The following is a 24,368-nucleotide window of genomic DNA, read 5'->3' on the forward strand; positions in this document are numbered from 1 at the left end:
GCAAAGCCACCGGGGACCGAAACACCGGCGCCCGCGAGGTTACTGATCATCTCGCCGAGGGATGCGTTCTTGCCCCCTACGTGCTCAACATCGTGCTTGCCGAGTTTGTCGAGAGTAACTACGTATTCAACCAAAATGAGAACTCCGACGGTATTGAGGTACCGGTAATAGCGGGCGAGATAGCTGAGTTACGTCATCCTCTCGCCGCGGCTGATCCATCAGTCGAATCCATACAGCGACGCAGGATTAGTCACCAGGATCTGTTTCTGGACGCGGGGATCGCTCGTATACTCGTAGAACAGATCTACAAGTTCACCGTCATTGGGCATATCTTGGGTGATATTGGGATGAGGCCAATCCGTGCCCCACAACAGTCGCTCAGGAGCCGTTTCAATAAGCGCTTTAGCGAAAGGAACCGCGTCGGTGAAAGGCCGTTTGCCAGCAGAAACTCTCTCTGCCCCACAAATTTTCGTCCATGCAAGTGGATTTTCTTGCATCAGCTTCAGCAACAGTTGAAAAGGCTCCTGATCCAAACCTCGCTCGGCTTGAACACGGCCCATGTGGTCGATAATAAACGGCACTTTGATCCTGTTGAGCAGCCGCTCATGCTCGAGTAAATCCTGCGCATCCAGGTGCAGCACAATGTGCCAGTTCAAAGGTGCGATGCGCTCGATCATGCGTTCGACTACCGAGACGTCTGGGATACCGCCCAAATGCTTCACGAAATTGAAACGAATGCCTCGAATCCCGCCCGCATCCAACCTCGCAAGCTCATTATCGGTGATATCGGCCTTGACGTTCGCTACCCCGCGGTAAGCGCCGTTGCTAGACGCGATAGCGTCTAGAGTGACGCTGTTGTCTGTCCCGTGGCAGCTGGCGTGAACGATAACGGCCCGCGATATACCTAATTTTTTATGCAAAGCGCGGAGTTGTTCGACTGATGCGTCTTGCGGGGTATAGGTACGATCATCCGCATATGGAAATAACGAAGCAGGCCCAAAAACATGGCAATGGGCATCACAAGCACCATCCGGAAGCCGATTTTTAGGCGTAATAGGGTTCGAATCCGGCGGCAAGCAAGATTTCATAGTTACATCCCGTCTGAATTAATAGCGGTGCAGCGCACCGCTTTTAGTTTGTGTGCTTATGCTATTGCAGAGGTGAATAGGTGGTAGCTAACAGCAACGTGGTGTCACGACTGACCAGTAACGAATCCAGCCTTCGGCTATATTCTTGATATTGAGGGTCGCTCTTCAACGCACACCGCTGACTATCACGAACCGCATCGTCGTCGAACACACATAACAGCATCACCGCATCATCGTTGCCCGTGTCGGTGCTGAATACGCCGATGACTTCCACTCCGTGTTTTTCTAGAAGCGAAATCCCAACCTCAGTCACAACACTTGCAAGATCATGAACCGTGCCTGGCCTACTGTTTAAGGTCACCAATTCAAAGACCCTGGATGGTTTGTCTAGGGCTCGGCGCCCAGCATCCGCCTTTGCAGTTTTGAGAGGCACGCCGGGCAACGGAACGATGACCGTATTCTGCTGCTGTAAAAGTGCATCGCCATCAATCCTGACAAACGCCCCCCATTCAGGATCATTGCGCATACCCACACGACAACGCTGACGATGTACCGAATCTTCATACATAAAAAATTGGAACGTGCGATTTTGAACACCGCTTTCCGAGATGAATATGCCGAGGGTGGTCCCCAGATGACGGCTGGTCAGGGCGAAACCCTGCTCCTCATAACCTTTCAAAAATTTTCTGAATTTGCTGGGCAGGTAGGTATATACGCGCAAATCTATAATCATCTCGCGGACTCCTTATTATTATTCCATGAGTAATATTGACTAGGCTTACATCAACTTGCTGTATAGACCGGGCCTGCTTGCCAAAGCCCTGGATCTGTTGCGGGTGTGCCATGCTCCACAGGCCCGGCCAGCTTGCTGGTGCCCCATTGATCAATCACATCAAAAGATCGGGGGTAAACATGTGCCGTCCAGGTCTCATCATTGATGGTCTCGAGTTCTGATGTGTACTCGACAACGTTACCGGCGGGTGAAACGAAATAGGAAAAAGTATTGTCGCCAGCAGTATGGCGTCCGGGGCCCCAATTCAGCTTGACCCCAGCGCTCAAAGCACGTCCCATCCCGCGCATCATGTCGTCGGCATCGACCATATCAAACGCTACATGGTTGAGACTCGCGGGGCCCTTCATGAAAGCGATACAGTGATGTTTCTCGTTGCATCGCATGAATACCATGAACTCGTCCAGCCAGTCCGAAACCTTGAAGCCCAACACCTCAGTGTAAAACTCGACGGTTTTGTGGACATCGGGGGTGAACAGCACGACGTGAGAGATACCGATTGGCACACCTCGAAGCTTGGTAAATTCGCTCGGCTCACGTTCGCTGACGTCGACATTGACCTCGACCGTGCGACCGTCGTTATCAAAGAACCGTAAACCGTATCCGCCGCCAGGCGACGTCAATGCCGCGGGCTGACTGATAATCTCAACATCATGGTCGGCCAAACGCTTGGCCAACGCATCTAGGCCGACCCGATCCGGCGCAGAGAATCCAATAGCGTCAAGTCGACGGTCAGTTCCGCGGCGCAACCTGACCAAGTGATCCTCTCGACCCGAATGGGTGGAAAAAAAAGCCTGATTCGAATCACCGGAGGTTTCCTTCAATCCCCAAGGGCCAGAGAAAAAGGCGCGTTCAGTTTCGAAATCCGGAACTGCAAGGCTAACGTAACTAAGGTTATTGATAAAAATCGACATTTTATACCTTCTTATTTTGAGCAAAACCGCGTTCAGGACTGGGTTGACGGATTTCGACTCCACGTTTTCATCAACGACTGCCACCGACCGAGGCCGTGTACCGTCGCAGCTTAACCTGAGTATCCATCAACCTCTCAGCCCCAACAATTTTCCTGTTGCTATAGCAGCTATCCAGCGTGTGCATAGCACCACCACCCATGGATCTAAAAGTCGAACTTGATGCCTACCGCCAGACTGCTCGGGTCCTGGCCGTTAAGCGTCGTATTGAAGGACGGGCTGGCGGTCGTATTCACCTTGTCGACCGCAGCAAAGCCGCCAGTGCCTACTATCGGGTAGTAAACATTTGCTTCATCAAAGATTCGTGTGTAGCTAAAATAAATCGTCGTATTATCAGCAACATTCCAGTCATAACGAACGTTTGCCGACTTTGCATCAGAGTCCGCCCAGGCCTTGTTAGTTATACTTTCCCCCTCAAAGCGCAAGGTGCCCGGTCCAACAGGAAAATCTATACCCGCATACCAAGTGTCCGAATTGACGGTTCTCGGTTTCTGATCACTACTGCCACGCTGAAATACAACGAATGGCTTAAAGAGACCAAAATCATGATTAATGCCATACGTATAGATTGTGACTTTATCGTCGACCGTGGAAATGTCCGTAGGCGCATTAGAGGAGAACAAGCTGGCAATAGCCAGCGTCTTGCCATCATCGTACTTCAAATGCCCTGAGACGGTTTGACCAGTGCTCTGATCGCCCACCGATTCGCCAAAATTTACCGTACTCATAAGTTGAACGTTATGATAAACAGGTGAAATATAACGCACGCCATTATCATGAGTGAGCGTAGTAAAGGGGTTGTAGATAAAATTCCCTGTTCCTACACGAATAAGTTTGAAACTACTCAAAGCGATACCTAGCTCGGTCCCCATACGACCGACCTGCAGCGTTCCCCACCGCTTGGAAGTGACACCCACTGTCGCTGTATTGAATGTCCGGGCGGTGGAGTTGGTCTTACCGTTGTCAGTCTGGTACGAAAGCCGAACATCGCCGAATGCTCTCACGCCGTCACCGATATCCCGAGAGGCATCGAAACCAAGTTGCGTGTACCCGCTACCGCTGGATGCAAGCCGGTTGACATGACCACCACCCGTTTGTTGGGATTCGATGTAGCTATCGAATGATCCAAACAAGCGCACATCCATACCGGCATAGCGGCTGGTCACTGGCCGCGAGGATTGCGCCGTACTTAGCTGAGGTGTAGCACCGGGACCCACAGTAGCTTTCTTCACCGTTGTCTCGAGTTCAGCTTGGCGTGTTTCGCTAGAAGCCTGTTGATTCGATAGCTGATCAAGCCTCTGAGTCAACTTTGCGACTTCGGCGCGCAATGCTGCGACCTCAGCACTCTCCGCCCCATAGGAGGGTGTTGTGAGAATGGCGGTAGCCAGGATCGAAAGGCAAAAAAGGTATTTTATTTCTGTTCTTAACATGCGGGTGAACACCTATTTTTATTATACAAACCACGCAAAATTTACACAGGTAAACTCTAGGAAAAATAAGATTTAACCTGAAATAGAACTTGATAGCAGTTAAAAATCAAAACATTGATAGCACTCGCACAAGGCGACTTTTCGTGGAAGCCACCCGATGCGGCACTATCAATGAAACTTCAATATACCTTGTGCGCTCCACGCCCACCGCTCACAAACACAGCTTTTCCCGTATCGTGAAATACTTGATGCTGCTCAGCCGATGTCAATTTCGTTGAAGCAGCTTCACCACGCGCCACCAACTCGCCGTACTCCAACTTATTGTTGCCTGTGTCTGACCCCCACATGATGTGGTCAGCGCCATAAGTCTGAACGGCGAATCTTAGAAAATCTTCACTAGGAACTTTAGCCTTCTCGAGCGCCAGCGAATTCAATGTCGTAAATTTATAATAAATATTCTTATGCTTAGCCAACTCCAGATGGCCAGGTGTCAAGCCATAAGTCGGAGCTCCCTCAGGGGCTGGCCACGTAAAATGATCTAACACGATAGCGGTATTGGGAAACTCGTCAGCGAGTTTGGCGATTCGGGTCATGACGTCTGGGTTGACCTGATAAACCGGACCTGGCATCAGCACCACTGCGATACCCAACTTGTTGGCCATCTTCCAGGTTTCCAACGCTGCAGGTGAATCAAGCCATGGAAAATCCCCGGTGACTTTGTCTTTCGACCCAGTCATGCGAATGCCAGAGGCTCTTCCCTCAATGACCATCTTACGTAACAATTCGGGTGTTTCTGGTGCGCTGGCATCGACTATAACGACAGCAGTCACCCTGGATGGACTCTCGGCTTCGGAGTCCAAAACATAACTATTATCGGTGTCATAAGCAGTTCGATATTGGACTGCGACTCCCCCCTCAACTCCATTAGCATCCCACAACCCCAAAATACGTTTAGCATAAGTCGGGTGCTGACGGACATATTCACGCATATCGGCTTCGTAAGGGTTTGCCGGCGCATCGGTTCTCAACGGATAACGGGCCTGATCATCCGCCACAAAATGAACGTGAGTATCAAAAAGCTTGAAGCCCAGTGATGGCTCGGCGTAGGCATGGGATAAGTTCCCGAGACCTACCATAGACACGAAGAGCGATATAAAAATTTGACGGGTTTTCAATTTCAACACTCCTGACACTTATTAAATTAAAATACGCGCCCTCCTTCCAGGAAAGCGCGAAAGTAATAATTAGTTCGCTGTCGCAGCCGCGATTTTGTCAGGTGCATTCAGACCGAATACCGGCGTCACGGTACGGGAAAAGTAACGCCATTCGCCGTCTTTACCAAGCTTGTAAACTTCAGTGTAGTCAGCAACTCCCAAAGGAGTGGCCGCTTTGGAAGGATCGCTATCGGTGGCGTAATAAGTCAATGTACGAATACCGTGCGCCTCGGTGGGATTGTCAAATACAAGCCTTAAATTGCTCGTCACATGGTGAGTGATACGCCCAGCAGGACGTGCGGCATAGCTCTGAGCTATTGCATCCCGGCCGACCTTACGGGGTTTACCTGCCACTCCCAAACTGCCGTCTTCAGTAAAATAGTTGGCAAGCACACCGGCATTACCTGAGTCGAGTTGATAAGTAAAATCGGCATTGAGCGCCTCGATATCAATACGCGCTGCTCGCTGGGTCTCACGTTGGTCCTTCGTCAAATTTTGTCCAGGTGTCGCGCTGGCAGGCACTACTTGCGCGCTTAGCAAGAACGCGGTGAAACCTATAGCTACGAATTTCTGCATTTTATTATTGTTCACGTTGCACTCTCCGGTTGTTCAAAGGCAGCTTAATTAGCAGCCAATGGGGGGAAGCGATGTTATTAAAACGTCCGAGATTCTTTCGTATACGCTGTCAAGAAAGAGGGTCGAGCACACATCCGGTCGTACCAACTACTGACGTTAGGCTTATCGGCCCACAGCCCGCGTCGCCCTAGATCTTCCATACGAACCAACGTCGGCAGGACGCTTATATCCGCCAACGAAAACATCTCTCCACATAACCACGACTGGCTCTGGAGATCGGCCTCCATCCGCTCAAGGGTCTGAACAATTTGCTCCATCGCCTCTGCTAAATCCTGCTCGGCAAAACCCTGCGGGCCTATCTTAAGGATCATGTGCTTACGCAAAGGGCGTTGCTCGGCAACTGCGGCCAGCGCTTGGGGCGTCAAGTTACGCAACGCCTTGCCGAATGAAGCATGGAATGAAGGAATTCTGGTCGCCGGAGTAGGTACCTCATCAATGTACTGGCGCCACATTCGCATACGTGCAAGTTCATATGGGTCTGCCGGCCTTAGAGGATTTTGTGGGAATACGTCCTCCAGGTACTCAAGTATTACTGACGAGTCGCCTATTATTTTCCCATCATGGATCAGTGTCGGAACTAACCCGTTGGGATTGATTGCCAGATACTCAGGCTTGAGCTGCTCACCCTCGCGCAACGATACTCGGTGATCGTTCCACTCAAGATTTTTTTCAGCCAATGCCATTCTTACCCTTTGGCTGCAAGTAGAAACCGGGGCGTTGTAGAGCTCTAACATACAGTCTCCTGAATATCATCATGTACAGAATGAACTTCAATGAAGGAAAGCGGCGCGCAACTGCGCCGCGTAATTCAAACGCCTGCTGCGGCCACGGAAGCACCAGGCACTGACGTTGAAGTTTCAATGGCTGCGGGGCATATAGCGGCCGCCCGGTATGCATTGTCGTAGGCTTTGAGCGTGGCGAATATCCAAAGCGTACACAGTACTGCCACTGGAAGAGCGCCCAAGAGGATTGAATAAGCGATGCTAGCATCATTATGAAAAACATAGTCGGTAATTAATGCTACTGCCGTTGTACCGAAGCTGAATCCAATGACGCCATTAACTATTAATAATACCGCCGATGCCTGCCCTCTATAATCGTGCGGCACTATATCTTGCAAAGACGCAGCGATAGCCGCAAACCCGAATGCATTTGAGAAGGTAAATAGAACAATGAAGGCAATCGATGAAACGGCTGTCGGCGCTAAAGTCATACCTATGATCGCGGGTATCATCATGAAAAACGACACTAACAGCACACTCAGCTTATGACCACGGTTGTCACTACGCGTCCAACGGTCGCATAACCAACCTGCAACTATCGCACCTATGGTTCCACACACTGTCACCGACAAGCCTACAGTGATGCCCGCTTGGGCAGGGGCCATCTCGAACTTTCGCACTAACATCGTAGGTAGCCAAGGCCCCACGCTGAACGCCACGAAGGTGAACAGGCCAGAGATGCCATACACGCTGAAATATAAAAGTTTAGAAGCGCCGAGGAACTCAAAGAATGCCTTCATCGAGCCGACAGAAGATGTTCCGGACGTTTCTACCGCTCGAGCCTGTCGCCCTGGGTCTTTCAACGTGAATACGATGATTAAAGCCAACAGCACACCCGGTAGACCTACCGTAAGAAAAATACTGCGCCAGACAGGAAGGTCGCCCACCAGAGGGAAGTGCACTGAGGTTACACTTTTAAGCATCGCCAAAGCGAAACCGCCGGCCAGCAACGCAACGCCTGTACCTAGAAAAGTTGCGCTGGAAAATATACCGATAGGGCGGCCTCGGCGGGCGGCACCGAAAAAGTCGGCTATCAATGAAAGTGCAGCAGGAATAAGCACCGCTTCACCTATACCCACGCCAGCCCTCGCTACGAGCATCTCCGTGTAGGTCGCAGCGAAGCCGCTAAGTACTGTCATTACCGACCAGAGCGCTACACCTACCGCCAATAATATCTGCCGGTTCACGCGATCAGCCAACCGACCGATGGGGTAAGCGGCCAGACAATATACCAAAGTGAACGCAGCGCCTTGCAGCAGACTAAATTGAGTATCGGAAATACCAAACTCGGCACGAATCGGGCCTACCAGCACAGTCATGATATGCCGATCAATCCCCGACAAAATGTTAGCGACTGTCAATACCGCTACCACATACCAACCATAGCCAGCAGTGGCTGCCTTTGTCGGGGCTTGCAATGTCGAATCTTTTTTATATTTATTGTTCATAGATCTCTCCGGCGTAACATCAGGCGCGGTCGCCGCCGCGCCTGCGGGGTTTATTGAACGCTATATCGCCAGCGCGGTAACGCGATGCATCTCCCGGATGATGCCAACATGATCGGCATCGGCACTTGGCCGCTGCTCCCATTCACCAATCTGTAGCGAACTCTGCACGATAAAACGACAGCGTTCGAAGCGCCGCTGCATAAAGCGCTCAAGCATCACATCTACGGGGCCGCCGTTGTTGATTTCCTCCCCGAGAACTACCGCATCTTCGATTGCTTGCGCCGCGCCCTGCCCCAGATGCGGAGTGGTGGCGTGAACGGCATCACCAATCAGCACGACTCTATTCTTGTACCAAGGCATTGGTACCAGCAGCGCTTCGAGTGGGCGATACACCACCTTGCTAGAGTCGATAATGTCGCGATCGCGAACTTCACCGACCAAGCCGCCGTATTCGCGCAGACGGTCACGGAACAACTGCGCCAAGTCCGCCGGTTCAAAGTACGGGTTGCCCACCTCCTCCCGGACAAGATAGATGTACATGGTGTCGTTAGTGAGCGGCACCAACCCCGCCTTGCCACCGGCAACTCCGTCGTAGATGTAGGAGCGGTCAAGATCCGGAGGTCTAGGCACGTTATATCGCCAAGCGCCTTGCCCGGTGTACTCAGGCTTGTAGCGATCACCGAACAGAAGCGCTCGCGTCGTGGAATAAATACCATCTGCACCGACGACCAAGTCGTAATGTTCACGGTCACCATCTGAGAAGGTCACATCCACGCCATCTGGAGCGGAGTCCAACTGAGTAACGGTTACACCCAGATGAACCCTGGTGCCTGCAGCGCGAGCGGCATCCGAGAGCACGTCATGCAGAGCCGGACGTGTCATTCCCAAATTGGAGGGGTACTCTTCGCCCGCCAGGAAGCGATTCTGCGTATGGCTAACGACATTTCCGTTCTTGTCACAGATTGACATCCCTTGATAAGGAAACCCCTTGGCAATCGATGCGTCGATAACACCCAACTGCTTCATGGCACGCAACGTGTTGGAACCTAGAATGATTCCCACATGGTATGGCACCCATGCCTTGCGCATCTCGATCAGGTCGACCTCGACGCCCTGCTGACTCAGGGCAATGGCAGCTGACAAGCCGCCAATACCGCCACCGATGATCAATACTTTTTTTACTGACATGATCTAACCCCGCTGAGTCATCACGCATTCGGTACGCTGAGTGCCTAGGCCGGTGATGCTGCCTTCGACCACGTCACCTTCTTGAAGGAAACGCTGATAGTGCGTGCCGTTGCCTGAAGGCGAACCGGTTGCAAGTAAGTCCCCGGGCCACAACTCGACCAATGATGACAATTCGGAAATTAATCGGGCGACGGTAAAAATCATATCGTCGGTTCCTTCGTCCTGCATGATGTCTCCATTCAACCGCAGTGTTACATGAAGCTTCTGCGGGTCGGCGACGAAGTCGGCTGGTTTCAAATACGGCCCTGTTGGCAGGTAGCCGGGAGCCGATTTTGCCGCCAACCAATCTGTTCCAATTGCCTTCATGTCCCGTCGGTACACACGGTCTCGGCTGGTGATGTCGTTGATGATGGTGTACCCCGCGACATACTCGAGAGCCTCCTCAACGCTTACATGCCGCGCATATTTACCAATCACTACAGCCAGCTCAAGTTCCCAGTCGGGCTGCTTGATACTTGCTTCGAGCGGAATCGGGTCGAAAGGACCTGCGATCGCCGATTGAATCTTGGTGAAAAAATAGGGTGTGCCCGATGCGCCACGCTCATCCACGATCTTAGTGCCCTGGATGCGCCGATCTTCTAATGAAAGCCCTTCCATGACTGGGCTCGGTTGATCGACGATCAGTTCAATGACGTGCTTGCGATAGTTCGCCCCTGCGCAGAATATCTGCCGAGGACGATCAATCGGTGCGTGTGTGCGTAACTCGGTCAGCACGACGCTTTTATCCAACCACCAAGCTGGGTCTGTCTGGGTGAGATACTTAAAAGCAGCTCGCAGTGCCAGCAGATTACGACTCCAATCCTGCAGCAGGTCCGACAATCTCCCAGTACCGGCCAGCGGCAGCCCTAGTTCAGAGACGATCGGCACCAACGCTTCGAGCGCTAGCGCCCTATCTGCAATCACAATACCTGCGAACGGCGCACACCTGGCAAACGAGAACATACCCAACGCCCAATCGGCAGGAGTAGTCGTAGCGTCCAATGATTTGGAGTCCATATTTAGTTCATCTCTTTAATAGGTTGTGCGCTGGTTACGAGGGCATGACTACTGCCGAAACCAATACGAATACCATTTTCATTCTGGCAAAATGCGTGTATTGAAACTTGATCGCCATCTTCCAGATAACTCCGAATCTCGCCATTCCCCAGCCGTAGAGGCTCGCTGCCGCCGCGGGTAAGTTCTAGCAGGCAACCCTCGCTACCAAAATCAGGTCCCGACAACGTTCCGCTGGCGAGCAGGTCACCTGTACGCAGATTGCAACCATTGATAGTGTGATGGGCCACCATCTGCGCCACGGACCAGTAGCTGTCGCGGTCAAACCGGGCGGTCGATATCTTTTCTGGTGCGATGCCGCTCTCACGCATGCTGGCGGTCTGCAAAGTCGTTTCGATCTGAATTGCCAACCCCCCAAACAGTGCATTGCGATCAGACTGCAGGTAGCTGGAGAGTGGCGCCTCGCCCTTTGACTGGGATAAGTTCGGACTGCGAAAAGCTTCCAATGCGTCCAGCGTTACCACCCAAGGCGAGACACTCGTAGCAAAGTTTTTGCCGAGAAATGGCCCCAGTGGTTGGGTCTCCCAAGCCTGGATATCTCGCGCAGACCAGTCGTTGACCACGCACATGCCCGCGATATGCGATTCAGCGGCATCCAACGCAATGGGTTGATTACGTTGGTTTGCGCGCCCGATATACACACCGATCTCTACCTCGAAATCTAACTTTGCCGTGGCTGCATAAATCAAATCGCCGTTGTGCCCCTGCCGATAATTACCCGAGGGACGTTGCACCGGTTCTCCGCTGATTAGAACCGTCGATGCGCGGCCGTGATAGGCCAGTGGCTGAGTCTTGAAGTTTGGCAAAAGGGGTGTATCGGGACGGTACATTTTTCCGACATTTGTAGCGTGATTCACTGACGCAAAAAAATCTGTGTAGTCGCCAATCGTAAAGGGCACCTCAAACGATACGTCTGCCTGCTCTACTAGAAGGTCGCGCACAACTGCCTGCGCGGTACTTGACTCTGACAGCAACTGAGAAAGATGCTCACGAACAGCAGCTGGCCCACCTTCCAACGCAAAGAGACGGTTCAAACTAATATCGCAGCAGGCTGCGGAAATCTCACGACCGAGATCTGCCAGCAGCCCCGCCTTCAAGAGTTGCTTGAGGCCCAGCACTTTTGAGCCGATACCAACGCCAACTCCCCATTCCCGGGAAGACGTCGCTGCGAATACACAGAACGGGAGGTTCTCCAGAGGAAAGCCGCAGCCCGGCAGATTCGCCTCAGCGACAAAACTGCGAACACGAGAGCCCGCGAGACTCACTGTGCATCTCCGGCATGATTCAACGGGGCGGCATCAATCAGGACGAAAGCTATACGTACCGGTTTGTCAGAACGATTGGCAAAAGCATGGTGCGTGCCACGCTGGATCAAAATATCACCAGTCTTGAGCAGTGTTTCACCAATATCTACTAGCGCCCATACTTCGCCTTCTAGAACGATCGCATAGTCGATTGAGTTTGTTTCATGAAAGGTGGGATAGCGTTTCGGCTTGGCCTTGCCTAATACGTGGCGCTCACCCCACTGAGCAAAAACCTCACCGACTTTGGAGAAATCGCGCTCGGATTCTGGCGGCAAGTGGAGGATCCGCAAAATGGTGCCGTTCTTTGGCGGCGACAGCGGCATCTTCCGATCCGCAGCGTCCGCATTGCCTTCATTGCAGGCAGGAGAAGAATCCGTTTCCCACAAATCGATCATCGCCATGTTGGGCGTTGCGTTGGGCTGCACGATGTTGGGGGCCAGACCATCGGAAACAATGATCGAATTACCATCGGCATCGTGGCCCGTTACGACTCGGCGCTGCGAAGGGATGTAGGGTTTGCTGACAGTAGCGTTAGATGGACCTGCGAGTGCGTCGCCAGACATAGCGTTTTCCTCAACCCGCCCCTGTAGGACGGGTAAATATAATTATTGTTGTACCTGCATGCCGCCATAGGGCGGCTTGAAAAGCCGCTGGCAGCAGAAGCGCCTTAACGGTGGAAGGATCGTATGTCAGGCGAAAAAGAGGAGGAACCCAAGAAGGGTGATTTCAGACATGCAAAAAAACGCATAACGCATAGGGGTAGGCCGGGGGCGCTAAATCGGGTCCCGCCCGTGATCGCGGTGTTAGCGCTTCGGAGCTTTGGCCTGTGGCACCATCTCGGCGACCAGTTCACGCAATTGCTGAATGACTTCACGGGTCACTTTAGTGATAGGCCCATGCCTCGATATACCGATTGAGAGGTATTGCGTAATGCCTGGACTGACAATGAGGCTGGCCTGCAATCGCCCCGCTCGAATATCGTCAGCCACCGCCCCATAACTCAAAATTGCATAGCCGCTTCCCGCAGCGACGATGTCACGTTGCATGGACAGCGAGTTCACCTCTAGTACCGGTGATATTTGCTGGATGAATCCCGGCGATATCGAGTTCAGATGCTTAGTGAGCATCCCCGGATTGGTCGGCAAGATGAATGGCAGGCCAATCATGCTCTTTAGTGCGACGGTTGCACGACTAGTCAGTTCATCGCCCGCAGCACCGCACAGGTAGGTAGGAAATTCGATTAACGGAATCTCATCTTTGCGCCCCTCTGATTCATAACTCAACGCAATCCCAATATCCACTTGGCCGTTTTCAAGCCAAGACTGTATTTGGCGATGGTATCCCTCGCGAAAGCGCAGCCGAATTCCGGGGAATCGCTCCCGGATTCTGACGAATAGCGCGCTCATCATAGGGCTCGAGGTCGATGGTAGAGATCCGATACTTACTTCACCGTTGGGATTACCTGCGTACGTCTTAAAGTTCTCAACCAAGGATTGCGTGTCGGCAAGCCATGTCTTGACCTGAGGAACAACAGCCTCGCCAAAATCCGTGAGTTCCACGCCGCGACCTGTTCGGCGAAACAGGCGCCCTCCCCACTCTGCTTCCAGACTGCCCAATGCTCTACTGATATACGGCTGGGACTTGCCCGTGCGCTCCGCAACCTTTGAAAAATTTCCGGTCTCGGCCACATCCAAGAAGAGCTGCACAATTTCGGGATCAATCAATATTTTTCGCATGTGAAAGCGCTAGAATTATTCGGACCGACAGTATATCCATATCTCACATGCGGTTTTGAGGACGTACCTGTTCACTTAGCCATTTCTGCGCGTCAGCCCAAACGCTGCGGGAGTCGGGTCAGCCCTTTCGCGAGCTGCACACCTGACATCTACCGAACCGCAGGCCGAGAAGCAAAAAAATAGATTCAATTCGCAGGCCCTCAAAAAAATTCAACGACGCTAAGCGGGCCACGCTCGTAATCAGGTGGACCCGTACGAAATGTACCAGCAGCGGTGAGCTGCGCATCTGCGCATATCTCTCGTATACTTCGGCAAAGTTTTTGAGTGCTTGCCTGTGACACGACCTATTGCAAATCCCTCCGATAAGTTAGCCGAGCTCGCTTATCAAACGCTTCGCAGGATGATCCTGGAAAAGGTGCTTCGTACGGGGGGACCCGTCGTAGAAGGACGGCTCGTCGAAGAGCTGAACATTTCACGCACGCCTCTTCGTGAAGCCCTGCTGCGCCTGGAAGGCGAAGGGCTGCTGGTGCGCGGAGGTGGGCGCTCGTATTCCGTTCGCTACGTAAGCGCGCAGGAATACTTTCAAACCATGAAGGTTCGAGAGCTGCTAGAGATGGAGGCCATCGGGTTGGCGATGGGCAAGATCGACAAACGTCAGATCGAGCAACTGATCAAAAAACTCAAATCCCTGGGCAAAGGGCAGCAGGAACCGGCCCACTGGCAAATCGACGATCAGGTGCACACGATGTATGCACACGCATCGGGCAATCCAGTATTGGCCCGGCTGATTGAACAGGTGCGGACCCACAGTCGCCTTTTCGAATTAGTCAGCCCGTTCAACCGAATTGAAGAAGATCGGGCTGAGCACTTGGCCATTCTCGAGTCCTACCTCGCCGATGATGTCGAGGCAGCCCGAAACAGCGTCCGCAATCACCTGCAAAACCTGCGATTGTTCGTACTCGACCGCATCAGCTAGGACGCCCGGTGAAGGCGTGGCGCGGCTAAAGTTGTTTTTTCAGCCCGGCGTCAGCAGATCATTGAGCGTAATCGCGATCGTCTGGGTGGCGATTCGCAAATCTTCCAAGACTATTCGTTCGTCCGCGCGATGACCGTTGGCCTCCAGAAGACTGCGAGGCCCCGCGCCATAAATGACTGTCGGCACGCCCGCCTCGCAGTACAGACGCGCGTCGGTGTATAGCGGCACGCCTTCGGTGGGAATGTCCAGACCCAGGGTCTGCTTCGCGGCGCGCTGCAATGCAGACGTCAGACGCTCGGCTCCGTCGAGCATGTACAGCGGCGAAGTCACCAGTACCTCACGCACCTCGGCGGTGATGCCAGGCAATCCTTCAACGGCAGATGCGATCAATGTTTTGAGTTCAAGCAGTACCGTCTGTGCTTTCTCTTCGGGGATGACTCGTCGATCAAGACGAAGCGTGACGCGGTCGGGCACGACATTGGTATTGATCCCGCCCTCGATCAATCCCACCACCAGTGTCGGATGATCGATGCCCGGCGTCTGCGAACGAATGTTCACCAGCGTGTCACGATACCCGTATAACGCGGTCAGCAACTTGCTTGTGGCCTCCATGGCATCGTGGCCGGTATCTGGCCGCGCGGCGTGGGCGGACTTGCCGCGCACAACTATTTCCAGATGAATCGCGCCGTTGTGGGCCGTGGTGATCGCGTAAGTAAAACCGGCGCAGATGGCGTAGTCGGGCTTGACGATGCCGTTTTTCAACAACCAGGCAGGACCGATCAAACCGCCGGTCTCTTCATCGTAGGTCAGGTGAAGTTCGACGGTGCCCGCCAGTAGCGAGCCCGAATCAATCAACGCCTTGAGGGCAAACGCGTAGGTTGCGAAATCAGACTTGGACACGGCCGCGCCGCGGCCGTACATCATGCCGTCGCGAATCTGCGCGCCGTAGGGATCGGCAGTCCAGCCCTCGCCAGGTGGAACAACGTCACCGTGGGCATTCAGGGCAATGGTTGGGCCGTCGCCAAAGCGATGCCGAACGACCAGATTGGTCGCGCTGAGCATCCCTGCGGCCGTTACTTCGTCCAGCGGCACGCGATGGCGTTCCACTGCAAACCCCAGCGCTTCCAGCGCAAGCGCGGTGGTTTCAGCGTGCTCGGCACAGTCGCCTGCCGGGTTATCGGAAGGACGGCGCACGAGGTCCGCGAGAAATTCGATCTGCGTTGGAAACTGGTCGTCAACGGCAGCGCATAGCAACGAAGATGAAACCGTCTGGCTCATGAAGAATATCCTTGGAAAATGTTAATGACGCAGAATTTTGCCGACGAATTCCCGGGTGCGGTGTTCGTTGGGCGCGTCGAAAATGACCTGCGGCGAGCCGACTTCTACAACGAGGCCGTCCGCCATGAAAACCACCTTGGAAGAGATTTCCCGCACGAAACTCATTTCGTGGGACACGATGAACATCGTCATGCCCTCGCCCGCCAGCTCACGAATGGTGTCCAGCACCTCGTTGACCAACTCGGGGTCCAGCGCCGCCGTCACTTCGTCTAGCAGCAATACCTTGGGCTTGACCGCCAGCGCACGGGCAATCGCCACGCGCTGCTGCTGTCCGCCGGACAACTCGTCGGGATAGGCCTTGAGTCGATGACCCAATCCGACACGGGTCAACAGCCGAATCGCATCGGCCTGCACTTGCTCCCGCGGCCACCCTTTGATTTTTGTGGGCGTGATCATGACGTTTTCCAGCACCGTCATATTCTGGAACAAGTTGTACTGCTGAAACACGATGGCAATGTCTGCGCGCAAGGCACGGACGCTAGCTTTATTAGCGTAGTCCACCGCCTCTCCATCAAGCCGGACGCTGCCCTGAACCGGGGGGAGCAAGCCCATCAGCACCCGCAGCAGTGTGCTTTTGCCTGAGCCTGAAGGGCCGATCAGGCTGACAATCTCACCCTTCTCTACCGACAAGTTGATGTGTTCCAGCACACTCTGTGCGCCGTATGATGCCTTGAGTTCAACAATTTCGAGTTGCGGCAAGTTTTCTCTCCAAACGCTTACCAAAGCGCGATAACGGGTAAGAGAGCGCGAAGTACAGGACTAATATCGTGCCGTACACGAGCGCCGCAGAAAAACCTTTGCTGGTCAGCACATTGCTTGCAGACGTCATCTCCATCACGCCGATTTGTGAAGCCAGCGCCGTATCCTTGATGAACATCACAAAGAAGCTGAACGTCGGTGGAACGATGATCCGCCAGCCCTGGGGCACTATGACGAAGCGCAGCGTTTCGAGGTAATTGAAGTTGAGGGTCTGCGCTGCTTCCCACTGATTGCGATGCACTGATTCCAGCCCGCTGCGGATGATTTCCCCCAGATAAGCGGCCGCGATCAGACACACACTCACCAGCGCTACCGAGAAAGTCGACAGCCCCAGTTTTGAGGACTGGCTGGCGAAGAACACCAGCATCAAGGTGATCAGGAACGGGATCCGTCGGAACAGAAAACAGTACACGTACGCCAGCGCACGCAACGGTGCCATGGCCGACGAGCGCGTCAAGCGTACGACCGCGATCCCAAACCCGAAGATGAACCCGGCCAGGCATCCCACAACCGACAGCACGAACGTGGCGACTAGACCCTTGAGCAACAACAGCACGTTGTAATAGGAGAACAACTGCGCGATTTCGGCGATATGAGCGTCGGACATCAGAAAGCCTTCAACTTGGCACGGAAGACGTAACGCCCCACCGCTGCCAGCAATAATGTCGCGATCAAGGTAATGACGATGTACAGCACGGCAGCGACCGAGAAGGCTTCAACAGACAGGTAGGTCTGCGAACTGAGGTTAAAACTGCGCCCGGTGAGTTCCTCCACGCCAAAGATCGAGGCCATCGACGTTCCGAGTGTCATGACGATGAATTGATTCGATAACGGTGCAAACATCACTTTCAAGACGTGGGGCAGAATGACGTAACGCACTATCTGCACACTGGAAAACCCCATTACTTCGGCCGCCTCTATCTCCATCCTGCGCACAGAATCAAAGCCTGCACGCTGGATCTCACACAGGTAGGCACCGGCATTGAACGTCGCGCCGATCAGCACCGCCGTAAACGGCGACAGGGTGATGCCAACTTCAGGCAAGGCAAAAAACAGAAAGTAGATTTGCACCAACTGTGGTGTATTGGTCGCGAAAATCACGTACCCGCTGATGATCTTACGCAGCCAGCGCGGCCCATAACGCAGCACCGAGGCGCACACCAGCCCGACGATCATGCCTAACGCAAAAGCCGAAACCGCGATTTGCAGGCTGATCCAGGCACCGCCCAGTAAATAGGGCCACTGCTCAAGCAACGGTTCAAAATTCAAATTCATTCAGGGAAGGTTCCTGCCATGCAGGGGCGCTTGCTCCATCAAGCGTGCCCCGTCGTGGCTGTCGTTGAATTACTGAGCCGTGGGTGAGGTGGTGGGGTCGTGCAACATGGCGCTGCCGAACCATTTCTTCCAGCTCGTGGCAATGAATCCCGATGAATGCAGCGAAGCCAGTTCAGTATTCAAGCGTGCGGCAAGGGCCGTATTGCCTTTCTGGATGCCGATGCAGTCATAGTCAACTTCGATAGGCGCGTCTACCACCTTCCACTTCGTCGGGTAGTTCTTGGTGTAGCTGAGCATGAAGTCCAGCACATCAATCAGTGCATCAGCCCGGCCTTGGGAAATTGCACGCACGGCGTCCGGGTAGTTGTCGAGAATCAGCAATTGGGCTTTGGGCAGTTTTTCCTGGATCAGCTTAATGGGCGTGGTGCCGCGCACCTGCACCAACCGCACCGCAGGGTCATTCAGCTGGGTCCAATCGGTGTAAGGCTTGCTTTCGGTGGTAAGGACACCCAGCACCTCGGTGTTCACGGGGTTAGTGAAATCCACCACTTTCAACCGGTCGGCGTTGCGCGTCATGCCGCCCATGACCGCATCGATCTTGTCGGCCATCAGAAACGGAACCCGATCATTTGACCCGATCGGCACGATTTCCAGTTTTACGCCCAGCGAGTCGGCGATCTTCCGGGCAACGGTGACATCGAAGCCGTCAATGTTGTTCTGGGCGTCATACACCCCGAGCGGGGGCAAGTTCGGGTTGACACCGAAGATAATCTTCTTTGAAGCCATGATCTCATCAAGCGAGCGAGCGCTGGCGTCCATGGCGCCCAGAAGCGCACAAGCGACGATCCCTGCGGTAAACAAGCGGCTCAGGGTAGACGGTGATCTCATATTTGTTGCTCCGGGGAGATACATCAGGTCAGGGGCAAAACGGGCGAGAAGACAATAAAATCTATCGTTCGAGTATTTTGCGTATACCGAACATATACGATAGCATGGCGAATCGCTTGTCAAGCAGGCCCTTGCTCAAGGCCTGTACGAACCATAGGAATCGCCATGCAAAATGCACACCGCAGCGTTACAGTCGCTTTCCGCTTTGATGGCACCGCCTACACTGCGCTGTCCGGACAAAGCGTTGCTGCAGCCCTCTTCGCCAGCGGCGTGAAAGTGTTGCGGGCAAGCCCCCGAGCGCAACAGCCCAGAGGCATGTTTTGCCTGATGGGGTCGTGTCAGGAATGCCTGGTGATGGTCGATGGACGTCGAGTGCTGGCGTGCCAGACGCCCGTCGCAGCGGGTCTGAGCGTTTCAGTGGTGCCGCAGGCTGGTGCGCATGACTGACTTTGACGTCATCGTTCTGGGCGCAGGCCCTGCCGGCATAAACGCGGCGCTGGCCGCCGCCGGAACCGGACTGCGAGTTGCGATTGTCGATGAAAACAATGCAGCGGGCGGACAGGTATACAGGGCGCCGGCTGTAGTCGACGGTTCGGATGACAGCCCAGAGTCGGCCACGGGCAACGCACTGCGGGCAGCGCTGAACAACAGTTCAGTCAAACTTTATTTCGGATATGCGGCCTGGGCGGTCACTGCTGACTTTCAGGTGGACGCCGCGGGTTCTGACGGCCCGATCAGTATTTCCTCGAAAGCCTTGATTGTTGCGGCGGGCACCACTGAGCGCGTCGTGCCTTTCGAAGGCTGGACCACGCCCGGCGTGATCGGCCTTGCCGCTGCAACCATCCTGCTCAAATCGCAGAAGATTCTTCCGGGCAAGACCACTCTTGTAGCGGGTTGCGGCCCATTACTGGCTGCGGTCGCTGCTGGCACGCTCAAAGCAGGCGGCACTGTCGTGGCCATCGCCGATCTGGCGGGCCCACTTGACTGGGGTCGTGCCATGCCCGCTTTGTTGTCGCGTCCTGACATCCTGCGCCAGGGCGTGAAGTGGGCGTTGGCGATCAGGCGCGCCGGGGTGCCGTTGCACGCCCGCCATACGTTAATCAGCGTCAGCCCTGAAGGACAACAATTGCGCGCCGTCCTCGCCCCCTGCGACAGCGCGGGCCGGCCCGTTACCGGCGAACGAATTAGTCTGCTTGCCGACTGCATAGCCGTCGGCCACGGCTTGACGCCCTCATCCGACATCACTCGCCTGCTACGTGCTGAGCATCACTACTCCCGAGCAGCGGGCGGATGGATCGCGAAAGCCGATACGCATGGGCTGACTTCACGTGAACGACTGTACGTCGTAGGTGATGGCGCAGGCATCGCGGGTGCAGCGGCGGCAGCCCATCATGGTGCAATGGCGGGCCTGGCCTGCGCGCTGTCGCTAGGTGCCGATCTTTCCGGACAATTAAGTAACACGCTCAAAATAACGCAACGCCAGCATGCCCGGGCGGCGCGCTTTGGTAGGTCGATGGCCCAGCTGATGGCCCTGCGTCCAGGTCATGTCGACAGCGTTACCCCAGAAACCATTGTTTGCCGATGCGAAGACGTGACCCGAGCCGACATCGATGCCGCCTGCGCTGCAGGCGCCTGTGACGTCAATCAGTTAAAGGCCTGGACGCGTTGCGGGATGGGGCCCTGTCAGGGTCGCACCTGTGGCGACGTCGCGGCGGAACTGCTCGCCGCGCATCACAGGACAGCGCGGGATCAGGTGGGAATTTTTTCCGCCCGCACGCCCCTTCGCCCTCTGTCCATTGCCGCCCTTACAGGTACTTTCGTTTACACCGACATCCCGATTCCCAAGGCGGCTCCGCTGTGAACAACACTCACTCGATCGCTCATAAATTTGATGTCTGCGTAGTCGGCGGCGGTGTAATGGGTTGCACGACCGCACTGTTTTTGGCGCGGGCGGGTATGCGCGTCGTGCTGGTAGAACGTGATGCGCTGTGTCGCGGTGCGTCCGGGGTCAATGCCGGTACGCTGACCTTACACATGACCCGTGCGGCCCTGGTGCCCTATGCCATCAAGGCTTGGGAAATGTGGATGCAGACTGACACATGGCTTGGACAGGGCGTGCTCGCCACACCGGCACCCGGTTTGTCACTGGCTTACACCGACGGCGAACGTGACATTCTCAAAGCCCGTGCCGCAGCCCGGCGCGAATACGGAGCGCAGATTGACCTGCTCAGCCCCGCTCAGGCGCGCGCCATCGAACCTGGCCTTAGCGATCAGGTACTTGAAGCGGCCTACTGCGCTACCGACGGTTTTGCCAGTGCGTACCTTACCGGGCGTGCCTATCACGCAGCGCTGACCGAGGCCGGCGTGCGCATTGTCGAGCAAACACCCGTCAGCCGCATTGAACGCATCGAGGGTGGCTATCGCGTTTACAGCGCAGCTACGGGCAGCCGGTTCGAGGCCACCCGACTGGTGATGGCTGGCGGCGTCTGGCTTGAGCCGCTGCTGGAAATGCTCGGCCTGCACATCCCGGTGAAGACGTTGGTCAACCAGTTGATCGTCACCGAACGTATGCCCACGGTGATGCGTTCCGTGCTCAGCATCGCCAGTGGTTTGCTGTCTATGAAGCAGTTCGCCAACGGCAGCGTGCTGATTGGCGGGGGCTGGCAGGGCATCGGCGATCGCCAGCGCGGAGGGGTCGAGACGATCCCCAAAAACCTGATCGGCAACCTGCGACTGGCCCAACACGTCATCCCCGAGTTAGCCAATGCCCGGGTGGCGCGCATCTGGCTGGGGCTCGAATCAGAAACCGATGACGCCATGCCGATGCTTGGCGCCCTTCCGGGACTCGACAACGCCTACGTCATTGGTTGCGTTCACTCCGGCTACACCAGCGGCCCTTACATGGGCAAGTTGCTCGCCCGACACATGCTGGGAGAAACCAACGAATTGCCCCTTTTCGATCCGGCTCGACTGCTCCAGCCCCCTGCCGCCACTGCCCCGAACACGTGAGAGTATTGTCATGATCCCTGCGCATTCAAATCCGTTCAACGGCGTCTACGCCGCTACTCCATGTCCGCTGGACAAAGACGGCCGTCATCTCGATGAAGCAAGCCTGGAACGCTATCTGCGCCAGATCGCTTCGGTAGACGGCATCTGCGGGCTGCTGATCAATGGGCATGCCGGTGAAAATGTTGCTCTATCGCGCAGCGACAAGCGTCGGGTTGTGGAGATTGCCAAGGCGGTATGTGGCGACCGGCTAATCCTCGTTGCCGGGGTCAACGCCGAAGACAGCTTTGAGGCACAAATCCATACCGACGACGCGAAACAAGCCGGGGCCGATGTGGTGCTGTTGTTTCCTCCCTACTCCTGGTCGCTTTCCACCGACGTGGCGACGGTAATGACCCACCATCGCATCGCCAATGCCAACGCGCGGCTACCGATGATGCTTTATCAGGCGGGCGTCGGCACCGGCGGCATGGCCTACACACCAGAAATGCTCGAGGCGCTCGTCAGGTTGCCGGAAGTGATCGCGGTCAAGGAAGGCAGTTGGGAGACCGCCGCCTACGAAGCTAATCGCCGCTTGATCCAGGACGTCTCCCCTCACGTGGCGGTCATGGCTTCGGGCGACGAACACCTGCTGACCTGCTTCGTTCTGGGCACCGAAGGCAGCGTGGTCAGCCTCGCGGCTGTGGTTCCGGAACTGGTGGTCGCGCTCTATCGCGCCGTGGCCGAGAAAAACCTGGCCGAAGCCCAACGCCTGCACGGTTACGTTTACCCGCTCGCCCAGGCCATCTATGGCAAGGCGCCAGGTATGCACGCCAACGCGCGGCTCAAAGCTTGCCTGTACATGCTCGGCCTTTTTCCTGAAGCCGCCGTACGTCCGCCGGTGCCACTGCTGGATACGCAGCAGTACGCGCACCTTGAAAATGTTTTGAATCACGCGTGCGCGTTCAACAACGACACCCTTCCAGCCCGGAGTGCACTATGAGCCTTATCTTGATTCGTGGTGGCCGCATCATCACCGCCGTCGACGATTACATCGCTGACATCCTCGTGGACGGTGAGGAGATCGTCAGCATCGGCCGCCAGCTGTCCGTGAGTTCCGACACGCAAGTAATCGATGCGACCGGGATGATGGTATTTCCAGGCGGGGTCGATTGTCATACCCACATGGAAAACACTTTCGGCCCATCGGTGACCGCCGACAACTTCGCCTCAGGTACCCGCTCTGCAGCCTATGGCGGGACCACTACCATCATTGACTTTGCGTTGCAGTTAACGGGAACCAGTCCGCTGCAAGCTATCGAACGGGCGCAAGCGAAAGCCTCCGGTGCGGCCAATATCGATTATGGTTTTCATGTCATCATCACCGAAGTCGACGCTCAGGTGCTGGCCGACATGCAGCACGCAATCCGCCATGAGGGGGTCTCCAGTTTCAAGATGTTCATGGCCTATCCCGGAACGGTCATGTCCGATGACGCGTCTATTTTTCAAGCCATGCGCATGGTCGGACAGCATGGGGGCATGATCGCGCTGCACGCTGAAAATGGCACCGTGGTCGACCTGCTGATTCGCGAAGCCATCGCCAAGGGTCACACCTCGCCGCGCCACCATGCACTGACCCGTCCTGCCATTCTCGAAGGCGAGGCCACCCACCGCGGCATCAAGCTCGCTGAGCTGGCAGAAGCACCCGTTTATTTCGTGCATCTGTCGGCCAAGGAAGCACTCAAGCATGTGATTGAAGCACGCGACCTGGGCATCCCGGTCTTCGCTGAGACCTGCCCGCATTATTTGTTTTTCGATGAATCCTCCTACGCAGAGACCGACGAGCAGGACAGTTACGAACACGCACGCTTCGTCATGAGTCCACCACTGCGTTCCAAGGATTCACAAAACGCGTTGTGGACAGCCTTAAAGACTGACGATCTTCAACTGGTGTCGACCGATCACTGTCCCTACTGTCTCAAGGAAGGGCACTTGGGCAAGGTCAATCAGAAGCCGCTCGGCCGTGACGACTTCTCGCAAATACCCAACGGTGTGCCGGGGGTCGAAACCCGCATGACGGTCGTCTATGACGGGGGCGTGCGTACTGGCCGCATTTCGCTTAACCGCTTCGTCGAATTGATGTCCACTGCCCCGGCCAAACTGTTTGGGCTGTTCCCACGCAAGGGCACAATCGCCGTAGGCAGCGATGCTGATCTGGTGATATTCGACCCGAATGAGGCGCACACCATCAGCGCTAAAACACAGCATAGCGACTGCGATTTCACCTTGTTCGAAGGCCATCGTGTCCACGGGCGGGTCAAGAAGGTGCTGCTGCGTGGCCAGTTATTGGTCGATGGCGACGCATGGGTCGGTCACACGGGCCAAGGCAAGTTTATGGCCCGAGGAGAGCTGGGCAAGTACTGGTAATCGACATCTGGGGATCGCAT

Annotated in this window: 25 protein-coding genes; 6 read left to right on the forward strand and 19 right to left on the reverse strand. The window is 55.1% G+C overall.

The genetic code is table 11. The annotated features are described in order from the left end of the window. The 14 genes from ACWKWM_RS20380 to ACWKWM_RS20445 all read right to left on the reverse strand — a co-directional run. Nucleotides 1-134, reverse strand: a 134-nt coding sequence (locus ACWKWM_RS20380) for a hypothetical protein (protein ID WP_483848040.1), incomplete at its 3' end; no start/stop codon positions are given. A gap of 84 nt (nt 135-218) precedes the next feature. Then, nucleotides 219-1,088 (reverse strand): amidohydrolase family protein, encoded by an 870-nt coding sequence (locus ACWKWM_RS20385; RefSeq protein ID WP_483847866.1) that lies wholly within the window; start codon nt 1,086-1,088, stop codon nt 219-221. A gap of 61 nt (nt 1,089-1,149) precedes the next feature. Continuing rightward, a complete protein-coding gene (locus ACWKWM_RS20390; RefSeq protein ID WP_483847867.1) occupies nt 1,150-1,821 on the reverse strand; it encodes an NIPSNAP family protein in 672 nt (223 codons plus the stop codon). Between the two features lie 50 nt (nt 1,822-1,871). After that, nucleotides 1,872-2,792, reverse strand: coding sequence for a VOC family protein (locus ACWKWM_RS20395; protein ID WP_483847868.1), 921 nt, complete (start codon nt 2,790-2,792; stop codon nt 1,872-1,874). A gap of 203 nt (nt 2,793-2,995) precedes the next feature. Further along, nucleotides 2,996-4,279 (reverse strand): porin, encoded by a 1,284-nt coding sequence (locus ACWKWM_RS20400; RefSeq protein ID WP_483847869.1) that lies wholly within the window; start codon nt 4,277-4,279, stop codon nt 2,996-2,998. A 179-nt stretch (nt 4,280-4,458) separates the two neighbouring features. After that, nucleotides 4,459-5,454, reverse strand: coding sequence for an amidohydrolase family protein (locus ACWKWM_RS20405; protein ID WP_483847870.1), 996 nt, complete (start codon nt 5,452-5,454; stop codon nt 4,459-4,461). 69 nt (nt 5,455-5,523) lie between these two features. Then, complete coding sequence (locus tag ACWKWM_RS20410; protein ID WP_483847871.1) at nt 5,524-6,084, reverse strand: YybH family protein; 561 nt, start codon at nt 6,082-6,084, stop codon at nt 5,524-5,526. 62 nt (nt 6,085-6,146) lie between these two features. Beyond that, nucleotides 6,147-6,863 (reverse strand): glutathione S-transferase family protein, encoded by a 717-nt coding sequence (locus tag ACWKWM_RS20415; RefSeq protein WP_483847872.1) that lies wholly within the window; start codon nt 6,861-6,863, stop codon nt 6,147-6,149. Between the two features lie 74 nt (nt 6,864-6,937). Further along, a complete protein-coding gene (locus tag ACWKWM_RS20420; protein ID WP_483847873.1) occupies nt 6,938-8,359 on the reverse strand; it encodes an MFS transporter in 1,422 nt (473 codons plus the stop codon). A 60-nt stretch (nt 8,360-8,419) separates the two neighbouring features. After that, nucleotides 8,420-9,550, reverse strand: a complete 1,131-nt coding sequence (locus ACWKWM_RS20425) for an FAD-dependent oxidoreductase (RefSeq protein WP_483848041.1) — start codon at nt 9,548-9,550, stop codon at nt 8,420-8,422. Then, the gene (locus ACWKWM_RS20430) at nt 9,551-10,603 is read right to left on the reverse strand and encodes a fumarylacetoacetate hydrolase family protein (protein WP_483847874.1); all 1,053 of its coding nucleotides are present in this window, start codon (nt 10,601-10,603) and stop codon (nt 9,551-9,553) included. 2 nt (nt 10,604-10,605) lie between these two features. Continuing rightward, entirely contained in the window at nt 10,606-11,925 is a 1,320-nt protein-coding gene (fahA, locus tag ACWKWM_RS20435; RefSeq protein WP_483847875.1) for a fumarylacetoacetase, read from the reverse strand. After that, a complete protein-coding gene (locus ACWKWM_RS20440) occupies nt 11,922-12,527 on the reverse strand; it encodes a cupin domain-containing protein (RefSeq protein ID WP_483847876.1) in 606 nt (201 codons plus the stop codon). The genes fahA and ACWKWM_RS20440 overlap by 4 nt, the downstream gene beginning before the upstream one ends. Nucleotides 12,528-12,767: 240 nt before the next feature. After that, nucleotides 12,768-13,700, reverse strand: coding sequence for a LysR family transcriptional regulator (locus ACWKWM_RS20445; protein WP_483847877.1), 933 nt, complete (start codon nt 13,698-13,700; stop codon nt 12,768-12,770). A gap of 334 nt (nt 13,701-14,034) precedes the next feature. Between ACWKWM_RS20445 and ACWKWM_RS20450 the strand changes: the two genes are divergently transcribed. Further along, nucleotides 14,035-14,676, forward strand: a complete 642-nt coding sequence (locus ACWKWM_RS20450; protein ID WP_331189787.1) for a GntR family transcriptional regulator — start codon at nt 14,035-14,037, stop codon at nt 14,674-14,676. 39 nt (nt 14,677-14,715) lie between these two features. On the opposite strand, the gene ACWKWM_RS20455 is transcribed toward ACWKWM_RS20450, so the two are convergent. The 5 genes from ACWKWM_RS20455 to ACWKWM_RS20475 all read right to left on the reverse strand — a co-directional run bounded on the left by ACWKWM_RS20455 (nt 14,716) and on the right by ACWKWM_RS20475 (nt 18,936). Continuing rightward, a complete protein-coding gene (locus ACWKWM_RS20455; protein WP_483847878.1) occupies nt 14,716-15,954 on the reverse strand; it encodes an ArgE/DapE family deacylase in 1,239 nt (412 codons plus the stop codon). Between the two features lie 21 nt (nt 15,955-15,975). Next, nucleotides 15,976-16,713: an amino acid ABC transporter ATP-binding protein gene (locus tag ACWKWM_RS20460; protein WP_483847879.1), complete on the reverse strand. Its 738-nt coding sequence runs from the start codon at nt 16,711-16,713 to the stop codon at nt 15,976-15,978. Further along, complete coding sequence (locus tag ACWKWM_RS20465) at nt 16,691-17,380, reverse strand: amino acid ABC transporter permease (RefSeq protein WP_483847880.1); 690 nt, start codon at nt 17,378-17,380, stop codon at nt 16,691-16,693. Before ACWKWM_RS20465 ends, ACWKWM_RS20460 begins: the two co-directional genes overlap by 23 nt. Continuing rightward, nucleotides 17,380-18,048, reverse strand: a complete 669-nt coding sequence (locus tag ACWKWM_RS20470; protein ID WP_483847881.1) for an amino acid ABC transporter permease — start codon at nt 18,046-18,048, stop codon at nt 17,380-17,382. Before ACWKWM_RS20470 ends, ACWKWM_RS20465 begins: the two co-directional genes overlap by 1 nt. Nucleotides 18,049-18,117: 69 nt before the next feature. Then, on the reverse strand, nt 18,118-18,936 hold the full coding sequence (locus tag ACWKWM_RS20475; protein ID WP_483847882.1) for a transporter substrate-binding domain-containing protein: 819 nt from the start codon (nt 18,934-18,936) through the stop codon (nt 18,118-18,120). 165 nt (nt 18,937-19,101) lie between these two features. Between ACWKWM_RS20475 and ACWKWM_RS20480 the strand changes: the two genes are divergently transcribed. Genes ACWKWM_RS20480 through hydA form a run of 5 tightly spaced genes read left to right on the forward strand, consistent with a single transcriptional unit; the run spans nt 19,102 to nt 24,348 of the window. Continuing rightward, complete coding sequence (locus ACWKWM_RS20480; RefSeq protein WP_483847883.1) at nt 19,102-19,383, forward strand: (2Fe-2S)-binding protein; 282 nt, start codon at nt 19,102-19,104, stop codon at nt 19,381-19,383. Then, nucleotides 19,376-20,797 (forward strand): FAD-dependent oxidoreductase, encoded by a 1,422-nt coding sequence (locus tag ACWKWM_RS20485; RefSeq protein WP_483847884.1) that lies wholly within the window; start codon nt 19,376-19,378, stop codon nt 20,795-20,797. Before ACWKWM_RS20480 ends, ACWKWM_RS20485 begins: the two co-directional genes overlap by 8 nt. Next, entirely contained in the window at nt 20,794-21,945 is a 1,152-nt protein-coding gene (locus ACWKWM_RS20490) for an NAD(P)/FAD-dependent oxidoreductase (RefSeq protein WP_483847885.1), read from the forward strand. The genes ACWKWM_RS20485 and ACWKWM_RS20490 overlap by 4 nt, the downstream gene beginning before the upstream one ends. A gap of 10 nt (nt 21,946-21,955) precedes the next feature. Continuing rightward, complete coding sequence (locus ACWKWM_RS20495) at nt 21,956-22,924, forward strand: dihydrodipicolinate synthase family protein (RefSeq protein ID WP_483847886.1); 969 nt, start codon at nt 21,956-21,958, stop codon at nt 22,922-22,924. Next, the gene (hydA, locus tag ACWKWM_RS20500; protein ID WP_483847887.1) at nt 22,921-24,348 is read left to right on the forward strand and encodes a dihydropyrimidinase; all 1,428 of its coding nucleotides are present in this window, start codon (nt 22,921-22,923) and stop codon (nt 24,346-24,348) included. Before ACWKWM_RS20495 ends, hydA begins: the two co-directional genes overlap by 4 nt. Nucleotides 24,349-24,368 lie beyond the last annotated feature (20 nt).

Source organism: Pseudomonas rosaeacicularis (genome assembly GCF_057128745.1).